General features: G+C 68.1%; 14 protein-coding genes, 1 tRNA gene and 2 pseudogenes. 7 read left to right on the top strand and 10 right to left on the bottom strand.

The features are described from left to right. Positions 1 to 96: 96 nt before the first annotated feature. Both G6N20_RS04370 and G6N20_RS21900 read right to left on the bottom strand, forming a co-directional pair. Positions 97 to 812 (bottom strand): annotated as a pseudogene (locus G6N20_RS04370) (aminotransferase class V-fold PLP-dependent enzyme); the annotation flags it as partial. 11 nt (positions 813 to 823) lie between these two features. Next, a pseudogene (locus tag G6N20_RS21900) lies at positions 824 to 1,138 on the bottom strand (hypothetical protein); the annotation flags it as partial. Positions 1,139 to 1,353: 215 nt separating this feature from the next. Here G6N20_RS21900 and G6N20_RS04360 point away from each other — a divergent pair. From G6N20_RS04360 to G6N20_RS04340, 5 genes are all read left to right on the top strand, one after another. Beyond that, a complete protein-coding gene (locus G6N20_RS04360; protein ID WP_083051220.1) occupies positions 1,354 to 2,565 on the top strand; it encodes a TQXA domain-containing protein in 1,212 nt (403 codons plus the stop codon). Next, positions 2,562 to 3,494: a cysteine synthase A gene (gene cysK / locus G6N20_RS04355; RefSeq protein ID WP_083051222.1), complete on the top strand. Its 933-nt coding sequence runs from the start codon at positions 2,562 to 2,564 to the stop codon at positions 3,492 to 3,494. The genes G6N20_RS04360 and cysK overlap by 4 nt, the downstream gene beginning before the upstream one ends. A 2-nt stretch (positions 3,495 to 3,496) precedes the next feature. Further along, the gene (cysE, locus tag G6N20_RS04350) at positions 3,497 to 4,204 is read left to right on the top strand and encodes a serine O-acetyltransferase (protein WP_083051225.1); all 708 of its coding nucleotides are present in this window, start codon (positions 3,497 to 3,499) and stop codon (positions 4,202 to 4,204) included. A gap of 10 nt (positions 4,205 to 4,214) precedes the next feature. Further along, positions 4,215 to 4,646, top strand: coding sequence for a thioredoxin family protein (locus G6N20_RS04345; RefSeq protein ID WP_083051247.1), 432 nt, complete (start codon positions 4,215 to 4,217; stop codon positions 4,644 to 4,646). Between the two features lie 199 nt (positions 4,647 to 4,845). Then, entirely contained in the window at positions 4,846 to 5,298 is a 453-nt protein-coding gene (locus tag G6N20_RS04340) for a DUF4395 domain-containing protein (RefSeq protein WP_083051227.1), read from the top strand. Between the two features lie 165 nt (positions 5,299 to 5,463). Here G6N20_RS04340 and G6N20_RS04335 read toward each other — a convergent pair whose 3' ends face one another. Next, positions 5,464 to 5,790 carry a DUF732 domain-containing protein gene (locus G6N20_RS04335; RefSeq protein ID WP_083051229.1) on the bottom strand — a complete coding sequence of 109 codons (327 nt, stop codon included), beginning with the start codon at positions 5,788 to 5,790 and terminating at the stop codon, positions 5,464 to 5,466. Between the two features lie 121 nt (positions 5,791 to 5,911). Next, positions 5,912 to 5,984 (bottom strand) — tRNA-Asn (locus G6N20_RS04330). Between the two features lie 165 nt (positions 5,985 to 6,149). On the opposite strand from G6N20_RS04330, the gene G6N20_RS04325 reads away from it, so the two are divergent. Beyond that, positions 6,150 to 6,443, top strand: a complete 294-nt coding sequence (locus tag G6N20_RS04325; RefSeq protein ID WP_083051232.1) for a hypothetical protein — start codon at positions 6,150 to 6,152, stop codon at positions 6,441 to 6,443. A gap of 12 nt (positions 6,444 to 6,455) precedes the next feature. Here G6N20_RS04325 and dnaG read toward each other — a convergent pair whose 3' ends face one another. Beyond that, positions 6,456 to 8,390, bottom strand: a complete 1,935-nt coding sequence (gene dnaG / locus G6N20_RS04320) for a DNA primase (protein WP_142272167.1) — start codon at positions 8,388 to 8,390, stop codon at positions 6,456 to 6,458. Positions 8,391 to 8,400: 10 nt separating this feature from the next. After that, a complete protein-coding gene (locus tag G6N20_RS04315; RefSeq protein WP_083051235.1) occupies positions 8,401 to 9,672 on the bottom strand; it encodes a deoxyguanosinetriphosphate triphosphohydrolase in 1,272 nt (423 codons plus the stop codon). Between the two features lie 65 nt (positions 9,673 to 9,737). Between G6N20_RS04315 and G6N20_RS04310 the strand changes: the two genes are divergently transcribed. Beyond that, positions 9,738 to 11,744, top strand: coding sequence for a TPM domain-containing protein (locus G6N20_RS04310; protein WP_083051237.1), 2,007 nt, complete (start codon positions 9,738 to 9,740; stop codon positions 11,742 to 11,744). A gap of 150 nt (positions 11,745 to 11,894) precedes the next feature. Here G6N20_RS04310 and G6N20_RS04305 read toward each other — a convergent pair whose 3' ends face one another. The 4 genes from G6N20_RS04305 to G6N20_RS04290 form a co-directional block, all read right to left on the bottom strand. Beyond that, positions 11,895 to 12,179 (bottom strand): WXG100 family type VII secretion target, encoded by a 285-nt coding sequence (locus G6N20_RS04305; protein WP_083052703.1) that lies wholly within the window; start codon positions 12,177 to 12,179, stop codon positions 11,895 to 11,897. A gap of 38 nt (positions 12,180 to 12,217) precedes the next feature. Next, the gene (esxJ, locus tag G6N20_RS04300; protein WP_163662691.1) at positions 12,218 to 12,514 is read right to left on the bottom strand and encodes a type VII secretion system ESX-5 protein EsxJ; all 297 of its coding nucleotides are present in this window, start codon (positions 12,512 to 12,514) and stop codon (positions 12,218 to 12,220) included. 143 nt (positions 12,515 to 12,657) lie between these two features. Next, positions 12,658 to 12,990, bottom strand: a complete 333-nt coding sequence (locus G6N20_RS04295; protein WP_142272247.1) for a hypothetical protein — start codon at positions 12,988 to 12,990, stop codon at positions 12,658 to 12,660. Positions 12,991 to 13,227: 237 nt separating this feature from the next. Continuing rightward, a complete protein-coding gene (locus tag G6N20_RS04290; protein WP_083052555.1) occupies positions 13,228 to 14,754 on the bottom strand; it encodes an alkaline phosphatase family protein in 1,527 nt (508 codons plus the stop codon). Positions 14,755 to 14,827: the final 73 nt, after the last annotated feature.

Here is a 14,827-nt window from a genome sequence, read left to right as displayed (position 1 = left end):
CCCAGTTCGCGGATTACTCGGTGGCGATCTGGAGATGAACTTTAGGCGGCGGCGCCTGCCGGGTCAGCTCGTTGTGCGGATTCGGTGCGCGGCGCTTCAGCCCAGGCTGGTGCCGCCCTCGGCGATGCGGCGCACCGCGTTGAGGAAGACGTCGATCTCCCGGTGGGTGTTGTAGAACGCAAACGACGGGCGAACCGTGGCTTCCAGCCCGAGCCGACGCAGGATCGGCTGGGCGCAGTGATGGCCGGCACGCACCGCGATGCCTTCGGCGTTGAGCGCCTTGCCGACCTCGAGCGGATCGCGTCCGGCCACAACGAACGACAACACGCTGGCCTTCTCGGTGGCGGTGCCCACCAGCCGCACACCGGGGATGTCGGCCAGGCGTGGGGTGGCGTACTCCAGCAACGCGTGCTCGTAGGCGGCGATGCGCTCGATGCCCACCCGCTCGACGTAACGCAGCGCCTCCCCCAACCCGACCGCATCGGCGATGTTGCCGGTGCCGGCCTCGAACTTGCTGGGCGGCCCCTGATACAGCGACCGTTCCAGGGTGACGTCGGCGATCATGTTTCCCCCGCCCTGCCACGGCGGGGTCTCGGCGAGCGCATCCTCGCGCCCGTAGAGCACGCCGATCCCGGTGGGGCCATAGATCTTGTGTCCGGAGAACGCAAAGAAGTCGACGCCGAGCTCGGCGACGTTGACCGGCAGATGCTGAATCGACTGGGCGCCGTTGATCGGGCGCCGTAGCGGTGACCCAACTCGACGATCTTGGCCACCGGCGTCGCGGTGCCCAGCGCGTTGGACACGGGCGTCGAAATCGTCCGCAGGTGTACTCGCGCGGGCTGGTCTCATAGTCGACGTAGGTCTCCGGCAGTGGTGCCTCGGTGCCGGCACCCGCTTCGGCCTTGACCGCGACCCGCTCCGGGTTGACCACCCGGTTCACCCGATAGATGCCGGCTTCCACCGGCACCCAGCCGAGCAGATGCAGCGACCGGCGCGGGGTGATCGTCGAAAGCTGCGGAACGGTCTTCGTAGCGTTGGCAAGCTATCTGGCGGCGAGATCGCCGAGCGCCTGAGACTCGTTTTGAGCCTCGTCGGGGGCGTTGGCGGTCCCCAGAACACCTTCAACCAGGGGAAACATCCGAAACCGCGGTCGATGCCCTATAGTGTGGGCCATGCAACAGGCCGTCCAGCTGCGATTGGTTCCCACGCGCTGCCTCGCCGTGCGCTGTTGTTGTTGTTGATTTTCTGACGCGCTAGCAATCGTCGCGCTCGTCCGGTTTGCGGGCGGTGCTCCGGTCCGCCCTCGACACGGCCCCGACGCGCGCACCACGTCTTCAGAAAGATCAACCACCCATGACCGTGTTATCCACACCGCGTCGCACGCGCGCGCCGGTGGCGACTTCTCGGCGGATTCTGGCCCGGCCCGTCACCGAACTCACCCGCATGACCCGCTACCAGGGCGGCACCTACTCGCACACGGTCGACCGGATCGTGTTCGCCGACGGCAGCTCGGCGCACACCGACCTGATCAAACTCAACCCGAACCTGCAGGCCTACTCGCTGGATTTCCATGGCACCGCACCCGACCAGCCATCGCTGCGCCACTCTTTCCCCACGCGTTCAACCGCGCAACTGAGCCAACAATTGCGCGACGCCGGCTACCCCCTGGGGCCGGCCAACATCAGCGAACACGAAGCGATCGCCGGAACCCAGGCGGCGATCTGGTATCTCACCAACGGCCTGGCCCTCGACACCCAACCGCTGAACGTGCCGGTCGGCATGCGCCGTTCGCACGGGGCAGCGATCACCTTCGAATTCGACGGCCACCCACAACTGGGCGGCTACTCGTTGCAGACCCAATCCATCACCGCCGTCGACGTAAAGTTACAGAAGTCGGTGGATGGCCTTGGTTGGCAAGACATTTCCGGCTCACAGTTGACCACGCGACCGGGTCGGGGCCGGTACCGACGCACCCTGGGCGTCGGCAGCACCCTGTCGGCCAGCAGCCACGGCAACCGAGGGCGCGGCTACCGCTACTATCGGCTGATCGCGACGACACCAGATGGCAGCACGCCCACCATCGACGATGTAGGTTTCTGGCTGACCGGTAGCCGCCACTATCGCAACGCCGACCGCGTCGTGCACCTCTACAACTACCTGCTGGCGGGGGCGGAGCAGGCCGTTCGGAAAACCGAGGAACCCCGACTCATCCCGACCGACGCGACCGCCGAATCCGATCTCATCGGCCCGTTCCGGGTGCGCATCCCGCTGCGGCTGAGTGCCGGCGCCGGCCACGCCATCGTTGACGTCGACGGCCGCGCGATCGACAGCACCGTCCACCCGGGCATCGACTTCTACCTGCGTCGCGCTCCCGGCACGTCGGCAATAACATTGACCGCGACCACCCCACGCCCCATCGGCGGGCGGGTGCTCACCGGGGTGGCGTCAGACGGCTCACCGCACCGGTTCACCCCGGTTGCCCTGACCGTACCCACGGACGTGATCATCGAATTCGACATCAGCTGGGACGAGGCCTGGTCCGACATTCTGAGAGAAGGCAGATGAGCATCGCGGAGAACATCACCCAACTAATCGGGAACACGCCGCTGGTCCGGCTTCAACGGGTCACCGAGGGCGCCGTGGCCGACGTCGTCGCCAAGCTGGAATCCTTCAACCCGGCCGGCAGCGTCAAGGACCGCATCGGGGTGGCCATGATCGATGCGGCCGAGCAGGCGGGGCTGATCAGGCCGGACACCATCATCCTGGAGCCGACCAGCGGCAACACCGGCATCGCGCTGGCGATGGTGGCGGCCGCACGCGGCTACAAGTGCGTGCTGACCATGCCGGAAACGATGAGCATCGAGCGTCGGATGCTGCTGCGCGCCTACGGCGCCGAGCTCATCCTCACCCCGGGCGCCGACGGCATGGCCGGGGCCATCGCCAAGGCCGAGGAGCTGGCCAAGACCGACGACCGATATTTCATACCTCAGCAATTCGAAAACCCGGCGAACCCGGCCATCCACGCGGTCACCACCGCGGAAGAGGTGTGGAAGGACACCGACGGCAAGGTCGACATCTTCGTATCCGGGATCGGCACGGGCGGCACCATCACCGGGGTGGCCCAGGTGATCAAGGAACGCCGGCCCTCGGCGCGGTTCGTCGCCGTGGAGCCCGCCGCGTCACCGGTGCTGTCCGGTGGACAGAAGGGTCCCCACCCCATCCAGGGCATCGGCGCCGGCTTTGTCCCGCCGGTGCTGGACCTGGGACTGGTCGACGAGATCCTCACCGTCGGCAACGACGACGCGCTCGACCTGGCGCGGCGGCTGGCCCGGGAAGAGGGATTGCTGGTCGGCATCTCCTCGGGTGCGGCCGCGTGGGCGGCGCTCGAGGTGGCCCGCCGGCCGGAGAACGCCGGCAAGCTGATCGTCGTGGTGCTGCCCGACTTTGGCGAGCGCTATCTGAGCACCGCGCTGTTCGCCGACTTGGGTGACTAGCGATGCTGGACGCGATACGGCGTGACATCCGGGTGGCCCGGGAGCGTGATCCGGCCAGGCCCACCGCGCTGGAGGTCATCTTCTGCTACCCGGGCGTGCACGCGGTGTGGGGCCATCGGATCAGCCACTGGCTGTGGGGTCGCGGGGCCCGGCTGGCCGCACGGGCGTTCGCGGAGCTCACCCGCATCCTGACGGGCGTGGACATCCATCCCGGCGCCGTGCTGGGCCACGGCCTGTTCATCGACCACGCGACCGGCGTGGTGATCGGAGAAACCGCGGAGGTGGGCGACGACGTCACCCTCTTTCACGGCGTCACCCTCGGCGGCACCGGCCGGGAAACCGGCAAACGCCACCCCACCATCGGCGACCGGGTGATCGTCGGCGCGGGCGCCAAGATCCTCGGCCCGATCAAGATCGGCGATGACAGCCGGATCGGCGCCAACGCCGTCGTGGTCAAGGAGGTCCCCTGCAGCGCCGTGGTCGTCGGGGTTCCCGGGCAGATCGTCAGCAGTCCCGGCCCCGCCAGCGCGGACGACTCGGTGCTGCCCGATCTGGTGGGGGTGGGCCTGCGGTCCCTGCTGATCCGGGTGGCCCGGCTGGAGGCCCGGGGCAACGGAAAGCAACCCGGCGCCCAGGCCGGCCCGCCGCCCGAACGCGTCATCCGGCCGCCGGAGGCCGGGGTGTGGCACGGCGAAGACTTTTCCATCTGAGGTGACCGATGTGAGCAGTGTTGTGCTCGCCGCGACCGCCACCCTGGCGGCATTGTCCAGCGCCACCGTGATCGGCGCGGTGGCCAATCACCGCTCGGGCGTTCTGCGGGCGGTCAGCCCCGGCACCGTCGCCGGGTCCGATCGGGACACATCGGACCTTGGCCTATCCACCACGGGGCCGACCGTCGTGCACTTCAGCGCCCACTGGTGCGGGCCGTGCGCCGCGGTGCGTCGCGTGATCGACCAGGTGTGCGCCGACCTGCCCGGGGTGGCACACGTGGAGTTCGACATCGACGCCAACCCGGTCGCCGCCCAGCGGTTATCGGTGCTCTCGCTGCCCTCCACGTTCATCTTCGACGTCGACGGGCGGCAGCGATACCGCACCGCGGGTGTGCCGAAGGCGGCCGATCTGCGGGCGGCGCTGCGTCCGCTGTTGGCTTGAGCGGCCAGTTACTGGGTAGCATCGCCACCATGTCCGCCCGTATGCAGCCGCGACTCAGCAAGCGCTGCCCGGTGGAGCTGTGCCGCGCCGCGGGTTGTTGGTGTCGCCGCATTAGCCGCTGAGCCGGCCGCGCCCACTCGTCGGCGCAACCGATCGTTTCAGTTCGTTGGCTGGTCCGACCCCGCGACAGGAGCGTGTGATGACGTCCGATACCGACCAAGTAGACGTGCGGGGGCCGCGGTTCGCCGCGTGGATTACCACCGCCATTCTGGTGGTGGCGCTGGCCGTGTCAGCGTTCAGCCAACCGGCCGCGGCGGTGATCCTGAGCGCCCAGGCCGCCGTGTTCGCGATCGGCGCGGCGCGGGGGCCGCGCCGGAGCCCCTACGGGCTGCTGTTCGCCAGGCTGGTGGCGCCCCGGCTGGGACCGGTCAGCGAACGTGAGCCGGTGCCACCGCTGAAGTTCGCCCAGCTGGTCGGGCTGGTCTTCGCGGTCATCGGGGTGGTCGGCTTTGCGGCGGCCGTCCCGGTGCTGGGCATGGTCGCGACCGCGTCCGCGCTGTTCGCCGCCTTCCTCAACGCCGCGTTCGGCATCTGCCTTGGCTGCCAGCTATACCCGGTCGTCACCCGGCTTCGCCGCCCGTCGGCGGCGTAGCGTCGAACGGGGGTCGGCCGGAGACGACCGCGACCGTCGGCTCCCCCGGAAGGACTCGAACCTTCAACCCTTCGATCACAGGTCAGCAGCGTAACAGAGTTATGTTCCGCTCCAACATGATTCAGATTAGGCGGGAAATGGCAACGGAGAATGGATTTTTCGTGATCATCGCGGGCCATGCTCGGGGCAGTAGATCGCGGTAGCGGCACCGGCGAAATGAGCAGCATCGTCGATGGTGTAATCGGGATTGTACTTGAGGATTTCGATCGCGCCACGCTCAAAAAAGGCATCGTTGACCGCATAAAACAGGCAAAGCGCCTTGGCCTGCTGGATCGCTTGCGCCGTACCCGGGTAGGGTACCTTGAACCAGTCGAGGGTAGTGATAAACGCCACGTCGTCGGAGCTGTCCGCTCGGGCCGACGCGATCGTTGCTGGACTCAGCGCGATCAGTGCTGCTGATGCTGCTGCGATGCATGCCAGCATGCAGGCCATGACATCGAGTTTAACGCGGTCCGCTGAAATTACACGCCTGTAATCTGCTGATTAGAGGTCTCTGGGGAGATCGTGAGAAAACCCGCCGAACAGCGTCGTCGGGCCGCACCACCCGGTACCGCTCCCCCGGAAGGACTCGAACCTTCAACCCTTCGGTTAACAGCCGAACGCTCTGCCAATTGAGCTACAGGGGATCAGCGGGCCCCGGCGAAGGCTGGCGCAGATCGCGGGACGACTCTAGCGTACTGGCATGCTCGCGCCCAACTAGCGGGATTGCGCGGGCCTCCCGGCAAGATGCGGCGCGCCCGCGCTCGGGGGCATGAGGCAGGATAGACGCAACATACGTCGGAGGGACCGCTTTGATCGGGTATGTCGCCGTGCTGGGACTGGGTTACGTGCTGGGCGCAAAGGCCGGGCGCCGCCGTTACGAGCAGCTGGTGGGCACGTATCGCGCGCTCACCGGCAGCCCCCTCGCCAGGTCGCTGATCGACGGGGGGCGTCGCAAGATCGCCAATCGGATCTCACCCGATACCGGATTGGTGACCCTGGCCGAGATCGACGATCGGACGGCCGTTCTCACCAGGCCAGCCGACCGGCCGGTGGAGCGCCCCGGCGACCACAGGGTCGAGCCGCAGGTGCACAGCGCGCGCTGAGGCGAACCCGCCTCAGGCGGTCAGATCGTCGCCGCTGGCCTGCTGCAGCAGGCTGCGCCGGTAGGCCTCCATGGCGACCAGGTCGCCGAACAGCGCGTGATACTCGTCGCCGTGTTCGATCGGCGACATGCGCTGCAACTTCGACTTCACCTCGGCGATCTGCCGGCCCACCCACACCTCCTGCAGGCGGGCCAGCACCCCGGCGATGTAGCGCGGCAGCTTGTCGTCCTCGACCCGGATCGCCTCCACCCCCAGCTCGGTGATCAGGCCCGCGGTCAGCGCCGACGTGGTCTGCCGGCGCACCGCGTCGAGCCATGGCGCCCCGGAGATGCCGGTCGCCGTGCCACCGGCGGCATCGATGGCGGCGCGAACGGCCGCATATCCGGGATGGGTGAAGCTTTCGACGGCCAAGCCGTCGAACACCGGGCCGGCCAACGCCGGGTACTGCAACGCCGATTTGAGTGCCTCACGCTGCGGCCACAGCGTCGGGTCGCGCGGGTCGGGACGAGCGGCAGCGGCCTCGGCGGCGGGCTGGTCGGCGGGCTCCGGCCCGGCCCGGCGGGCGGCCTTCGATCCCGGCCCACCCCGGCGGGAGCTCGTGGACGTCTTGGCTTCGCGTCGTACCCGGTCGACGACCTGCGCGACATCGGCCCAGCCCACCCAGCCGGCGAGCTGGCGGGCGTACTCGTCGCGCAGCGTGGGGTCCTTGATCTGGCCCACCATCGGCACGCAGCGGCGTAACGCGGCCACCCTGCCCTCGGCGCTGTCCAGGTCCATTTCGGCGAGCGCGGAACGAATCGCGAACTCGAACAACGGGGTTCGCCGCGCGACCAGGTCGCGCAGCGCGCCGTCACCGAGGGCCAGCCGCAGATCGCAGGGGTCCATGCCGTCTGGGGCCACCGCGACGAAGGATTGACCCGCCAAATTCTGCTCACCCGCAAACGCCTTGAGCGCGGCCGCGCGGCCGGCCTCGTCGCCGTCGAACACATAGATCAGTTCGCCGCGAAAAAAGCTGTCGTCCATCATCAGCCTGCGCAGCATCGCCAGGTGCTCGTCACCGAATGCGGTGCCGCAGGAGGCGACCGCGGTGGTGACCCCGGCCAGGTGCATGGCCATCACGTCGGTGTAGCCCTCCACCACAACGGCCTGATGTCCCTTGGCGATGTCGCGCTTGGCCAGGTCGATGCCGAACATCACCGACGACTTCTTGTACAACACCGTCTCCGGTGTGTTGACGTACTTGGCCTCCATCGGGTCGTCGTCGAACAGCCGCCGGGCCCCGAACCCGATCACTTCACCGGCCGAGGTGCGGATGGGCCACAGCAGCCGACGGTGAAACCGGTCGATCGGACCGTTCCGACCTTGCCGGGACAGGCCCGCGGCTTCCAGCTCCTTGAACTCAAAACCCATGCGCTGCAAATGCTTTGTCAGCGAGTCCCAGCCCGAGGGGGCAAATCCGCAGCCAAAGCGGCGGGCGGCCGCGGCGTCGAAGCTGCGCTCGGTGAGGTATTGCCGCGCCGGTGCCGCCTCGTCGGATTCGAGCGCCTGCGCGTAGAACGCCGCCGCGGCGGCGTTGGCGGCGATCAGCCTGCTGCGGCTGCCGCGGTCACGCCGCACGCTGGTGGCCGCGCCGGTGTAGCTGATGGTGTGGCCGATCCGGTCGGCGAGCAGTTCGACCGCCTCGACGAAGCTGACGTGTTCGATCTTCTGGATGAACGCGTACACGTCGCCCCCTTCGCCGCAGCCGAAGCAGTGGAAGTGGCCGTGATTGGGCCGCACGTGAAAGGACGGCGACTTCTCGTGGTGGAACGGACACAGGCCCTTGAGCGAGTCGGCGCCGGCGCGGCGCAGCTGAACGTAGTCACCGACCACATCCTCGATGCGGGCACCTTCGCGGATTGCGGCGATGTCGCGATCGGAGATCCTGGACCGACCTGGACTCGACACGGGGCTCAGTCTAAGCGTTGTGGCCGAGCTGACCGGCGTCGATGCGTTCCAGCCGACCCTCGGTGTAGGAGGCGATCTGATCGACGATGACCCGTAACCGGGCACCGTCGTCGGCGGCGGTGTTGAACGCGGCGGCAAACACCGGGTCGAGCGTCTGCGGTGCCCCGGAATAGAGCCAGTGGGCCACCCAGTGGATGCGTTCTCGCTGCCGGGCCTGTGCTTCCAGGTGCCGTGGGTCGCTCATGATGAACTGCAGCGCCAAGATTTTCAGCACCGCAACCTCGGCACGCACCAGGTCGGGCACCTGCAGGTCGGCCCGGAAACGCGCCAGCGGCCCCGGACCGGCCGCGGCGCGGGTGGTCGCGATCGCGGCCGACGCGAACCGGCCCACCAGCTCGCTGGTCAACCGTTTGAGCGCGACCGCCGCCGACAAGGTGGCGTCGTATTTGCCGACCGCGGCAACCACCGGCAACCTCGACAGCCGCCGGGCCGCTGCCATCAAGTCGTCGGCGCTCAGCCGGGCGAATTCGCTTTCCCCCAGCTTGGCCAGCGACGCGGCGTCGTCCTCGTCGGCGAGCACGCGCAGGTCGATGCGTTCGGAAACGACCCCGTCCTCGACGTCGTGCACCGAGTACGCCACGTCGTCGGCCCAGTCCATCACCTGTGCTTCCAGGCAGGTCCGATCCCTGGGCGCGCCGCGGCGGACCCAGGCCGCGGCCTCGCGGTCGTCCTCGTAGAACCCGAACTTGCGAGGCCCTGGTTCGGTCCGCGTCCACGGATATTTGGTGACCGCGTCCAACGATGCCCGGGTCAGGTTGAGACCCGCGCTAAATCCTCGTGCATCAAGAACTTTGGGCTCAAGGCTGGTCAGGATGCGGAAGTTCTGGGCGTTGCCCTCGAAACCGCCGCAATCGGCGGCGACTTCATCGAGCGCCCGTTCCCCGTTGTGCCCGTACGGCGGGTGCCCAATATCGTGTGCCAGACCGGCCAACTCGACCAGATCCAGATCGCAGCCCAGGCCGACCGCCATTCCCCGCCCGATCTGGGCCACTTCCAGCGAGTGGGTCAACCGGGTGCGCGGAGTATCGCCTTCGCGGGGCCCGACGACCTGTGTCTTGTCGGCGAGCCTGCGCAGCGCGGCGCTGTGCAGCACGCGGGCTCGGTCGCGGGCGAAGGCGGTGCGGTGCTGGCCCTCGGTCCCCGGCAACGCCGCGGTCTTCGGCGCCTCCCGCACCCGTCGCTGACGGTCGAAGTCGTCGTAGGGGTCTTGCTGATTCGTCATCACCGAGGCACAGTCTGCCAGGCAGATCGGATATGGGGACCGGGGCGCCGGGCTAGATTGGCCGTATGCGCATCGCTCGCCTGCTCGGCGTCATCCTGACGATCGTGGGCCTCACCGGAGGGGTGCTGCCGGCGCCACCGGCCGGCGCGCAACCACCATTCCGGCTGCCGGGCTACCTCACCGACGACGCGGGCGTGCTGACGGCTACCGGTCGCGCCGCGGTGACCTCAGCCATCGACAATCTTTACGCCGACCGGCACATCCGGCTCTGGGTGGTCTACGTCGACACCTTCTCCGACCAGGCCGCGGTGAGCTGGGCACAGCGCACGATGCAGACCAGCGAGCTGGGCAACGACGACGTGCTGCTGGCCGTGGCCACCACCAGCCGGGCGTATGCCTTCCTGGTGCCGTCCACGGTGCCCGGCGTCGGCCCAAGCCAGGTCGACAACCTGCGCCGCAATCACATCGAACCGGCGCTGCGCACCGGCGACTTCAGCGGTGCGGCGGTGGCCGCAGCCAACGGCCTCAACAAATCACCCAGTTCGGCGGGCCGGGTGACGCTGCTGATCGCGCTGGGCGTCATCGTCGTCGCCGTGGCCGTTCTGCTGATGGTGATGCGCCGCCGCGCCCGACGGCGGCGCGCCGACGCGTTGGCCGCGGCGCGGCGCGTCGACGCCACCAACCCGATGGCGCTGGCCGCCGTGCCGCTGGATACCCTTGACGACCTGTCTCGGGCGATGGTGGTCGATGTCGACAACGCGTTGCGCACCAGCGCCAACGAGCTCGCCCTGGCCATCGACGAGTTCGGCGACCAGCGAACGGCACCGTTCACCCAGGCGGTGAACAACGCCAAAGCGGCCCTTTCCCAGGCGTTCACCATTCGCCAGCAACTCGACGACGGCATCCCGGAAACGCCGGTCCAGCGGCGTGAGTTGCTCACCCGGGTGATCGTGTCGGCGGCGCAGGCCGACCGCGAACTCGAGTCACAGACCGAGGCCTTCGAGCGACTGCGCGATTTGGTGATCACCGCCCCGTCCCGGCTCGATCTGCTGACCCAGCAGTACGTCGAACTCACCACCCGCATCGCCCCCACCGAACAACGGCTCGCCGAGCTGCACAACGAATTCGGTTCCGCGGCACTGACGTCGGTCGCGGGCAACGTCAGCACCGCCCAGGAACGGCTGGCGTTCGCCGACCGCGCCATCGGCTCGGCGCGCGAACTGGCAACCCGCGCGGTCAGCGGACAGCAGACCGTCTTGGTCGATTCCGTGCGGGCCGCCGAGTCCGCTCTGGGGCAGGCCCGGGCGCTACTGGATGCGGTGGACCGCGCGGCCGGCGACATCCGCCACGCCGTGGCCGCGCTGCCGTCGGCGCTGGCCGACATCCAGGCCAGCATCCAGCACGCCAACGAGCAACTGCAGCGTGCGCATGGCACCGTGTCCGCGCACACCGGTGACCTGATCGCGGCGCGCGATGCGGCGGCCAGGGCGCTGGACGGTGCCCGCGGCGCTGGGCCCGACGATCCGCTGGGCGCGTTTGCCCGGCTGACCAAGGCCGACGCGGACCTCGGCCGGCAGCTGGCCGCGCTGGCCCAAGAGCGGGCCAACGCCGATCGGCTCAACCGGTCGTTCGAGCAGGCGTTGTTCACCGCTCAGTCGCGGGTGCGCGCGGTGTCCGACTACATCGACACTCGGCGCGGCAGCATCGGGCCCGAAGCCCGAACCCGGCTCGCCGAGGCAAAACGGCAGCTGCGGGCCGCCCGGGACACCCAGCCGACCAACCTGGCTGAGGCGATCAACTACGCCAATGCGGCGTCGACGCTGGCCGCCGACGCGCAGTCGCTGGCCAACGCCGACGTGCGATCGGCTCAGCGCGCCTACACCCGTGGCGGCGGCAGCGACGTCGGCGCGATCCTGGGCGGCATCATCATCGGTGACCTGCTCAGCGGGGGCCTGCGGGGTGGATTCGGCGGCTGGAGCCCCACCTCGTTCGGCGGCTCGGCGAACGCACCGGGCGGCTCGAGCTGGGGCCCATCTGACGGCGGCTTCATGGGTGGCGGTGGGCGGTTCTGACCCCAACCGGGCCACACCAGCCATCAAACCGCGCCCGCACGCGCAGGGGGCCAGTGGCCACCCGTGCGTGTGCGTGCGCGGTCAACCGGTACGGCTGGCGGACCGGCTAGCCACCGGTGCGCGCCCGCCGCGAACCACAGGTGCTCGGCCTTAGGCCCAGCTGGAGCCGACGGCGCTGTCGGTTTGCGCCATGTTGCTGCCGGCGGTCTGGATCTTTTGGCCGTGGGCGTTGGCCTGCTCGTAGATCACCTGGAAGTTGCGCCCCAACTGGGTGATGAACTCCTGGCAGGCCACCGACCCGGCGCCGCCCCAAAAGTCCCCGGCGGCCAGCACATCGCGCACGATCGCCTGGTGCTCGGCCTCCAGCGACGCCGCCTGCGCGCGAATGGTGGCGCCGTGGGCGTCCACATCGCCGAACTGGTAGTTGATGGTCATAGCTGATGTCCTCCTGAATCGAAGCCGACGGTCCGGTGCTAGCTGCTAAGGATCTGCTGCGAGGCCTGCTCTTGCTGCTCGTAGTTGTTGGCGTCGCGAATCAACCCGTCGCGCACCCCGTGCAGCATGTTCACGATGTTGCGAAACGCCTGATTCATCTGGGTCATGGTGTCCAACGAGGTCGCCTCGGCCAGACCGCTCCAGCCCGCACCGGAAATGTTTTGCGCCGACGCCCACATCCGCCGGGCCTCGTCCTCGACCGTCTGGGCGTGCACCTCAAACCGGCCCGCCATGTCCCGCATCGCGTGCGGGTCGGTCATAAAACGCGTTGCCATGTTGCTTGTCTCCTTGTTGCTACCTGAATTTACCTGGGACTACTCGTGCAGATTGATGTGCAGATTGACTGTTGCGATCGCCGACCGCGGGAACCTAAGTCGCCGATCACCGTAACCAACGACTGTCCTCTTCCCCCTCTCTCTCAACCGGCTGCCGGAGAGTGAGGTATCACGCTGGCGCTGCTGCGTGGCACTTCAAAGCGCGGTTCGGCGTTTTCGGCTTCCCACTCGCGCCACGCAGCCCAGCCCTCCCACTCGTCCTCCATGCCGGCGGCGACGGGCTCCGGATCCACCGCGCCGGGCACGAGGTCGGCGCCGGCGCCCTCCTTGGACTCCGACGCCCAGTGGTCATAATCGTCGGGTGGTACCGCCACGCCCCAACTCAGCGGAACTGACAAACCCCCGAGCAAGCCCGACTCACCCCGTTTCGCCGCCACCGCATCGGGCGGCAAGGGCGGGCCAAGAGGCAATAGCACGCCGTCCCCTTCCACTGCCATCCGAAACACAATCACCCGATGGCCACGCCGCACCACCGAGCACTCAGCATCGTAAGGCAATTTCGGCGAAATAATCCGAATTTCACCGAATTCTCTGCCGGGACACCCCGCGGGTTTGGACGGCACGCCTACCCACCCACGTCCGCGTGCCGCCGGGGGACGACAACTTCACGTCGACGGCATCATCCGGCCGGGCTGGTGGGCACCGTCGAGCGGCTAGCAGATGCCGCTGGGCAGGCCGCGGGCGGGTCCGGATTCCTGGCTCGGCATCGACTGCGGATACGGCACCCGATAGGGCAGCCCTTCGTTCACCAGTCCCAGCACCAGATTGGGCACACACGTGGCGACCTTCGGCAGCTGACGCACCGGGCGGTCCAGGTTTGGCGGCGACGGGTTTGGCGGTACGGCGAAATTGAATGCCGACGTCATATCGCCGGTCACGCTGGCCCGCCAGGCGGTCAAGTTGGGAACCGGCACCCCAAACCGCTTGCCGATCAATTGCAGCTGTGAGGTGTGGTCGAACCGGTCGTGGACCATCAAGCCACCCCGGCTGTAGGGCGAGATCACAAAACACGGGACCCGAAAGCCCAAACCGATGGGCCCGCGGATGCCGCCGGAGCCGTCGACCTTGTCGATGTCAACACTGTTGGGGATCCATTCGCCGGGCGTGCCCGCCGGCGCCGTGGGCGGTGTGACGTGGTCGAAGAAGCCACCGTGCTCGTCATAGGCGATGATCAGCGCGGTTTTCTCCCAGACCGCCGGATTACGGAGCAATGCTCGGATCAGATTCACGATCGTCCAGGCCCCCACCGCCACCGGGAACGAGGGGTGTTCGGACTCGACGGTGAGCGGGACGACCCAGGAGACCTGGGGGAGCCTGTTGTTGATGATGTCGCGGACAAAGTCGCCGGGGTAGCTCGGCGCGATGCCGTAGCGGGCCAGGTCGGACCTGGGGTCTGCCGCCTGCTTGAAACTGCCCACATAGCCGTTTCGGCTCAGCGTCGTGTCGTTGAGCCCGCCCAACAGCTTGCTGTTGTAGACCTTCCAGCTGATGCCGGCGTCGCTGAGGTTCTGCGGCATGATGCGCCAGGTGAAGGTCAACTTCGGCTGGATGGCGGGCTCGACGATCTGCGGCCCGCCTCGATCGCCGTCGGGGTTGACGGTGGCGCTGATCCAGTAGAGCCGGTTGGGCATGGTCCCGCCCAGAAGCGAGGAGAAGTACCGGTCGCAGATCGTGAACGTGTCCGCCAGCAGGTAGTGGATCGGTATGTCCGCACGCGCGTAGTAGCCCATCACCACCGGGGTGTTGGCCACCGACCGGGTTCTGGCTTGTGCCGCCAGCCAGCCATCGTTGGCGCCGCCGTTCCAGGACAAGTGTGCGGCAATCCACTGGTGGTCGGGGTCGTTGACGCATTCACCAACGCCGTTGGGCCCCCTGGTGGTATCGATGCGGTAGGGCAGGGTAATGCCGGCGGGGTCAAGCGACTGGGTCTGCGGATTCCAGCCGTGCTGCGCAAACAGCGGCGTCGGGGTGTCGAATCCGTCGACGGCGGAGAGCGTGCCGAAGTAGTGGTCGAACGACCGATTCTCCTGCAGGCACAACACGATATGCTCGATGTCGGTCAAATGGCCGGGACAGGGGCCGGCACCGTAAGCCTTTTCGATGACCGGGGCGGCCCAGTCCGTCAGAAACGCCGCGGCACCGGCACCGGTGGCCTTTGCCAGGAATTCCCGACGCGACATTGAAGCGAATGGGCTTCGACGCACCTCGCCCGTCCTCCTTCGTAACGCTAAACGGCGTACCGGATGCGAATTT

The sequence above is a fragment of the Mycobacterium shinjukuense genome (assembly GCF_010730055.1).
GTDB lineage: Bacteria > Actinomycetota > Actinomycetes > Mycobacteriales > Mycobacteriaceae > Mycobacterium > Mycobacterium shinjukuense.
This window is presented reverse-complemented; position numbering and strand designations above follow the sequence as displayed.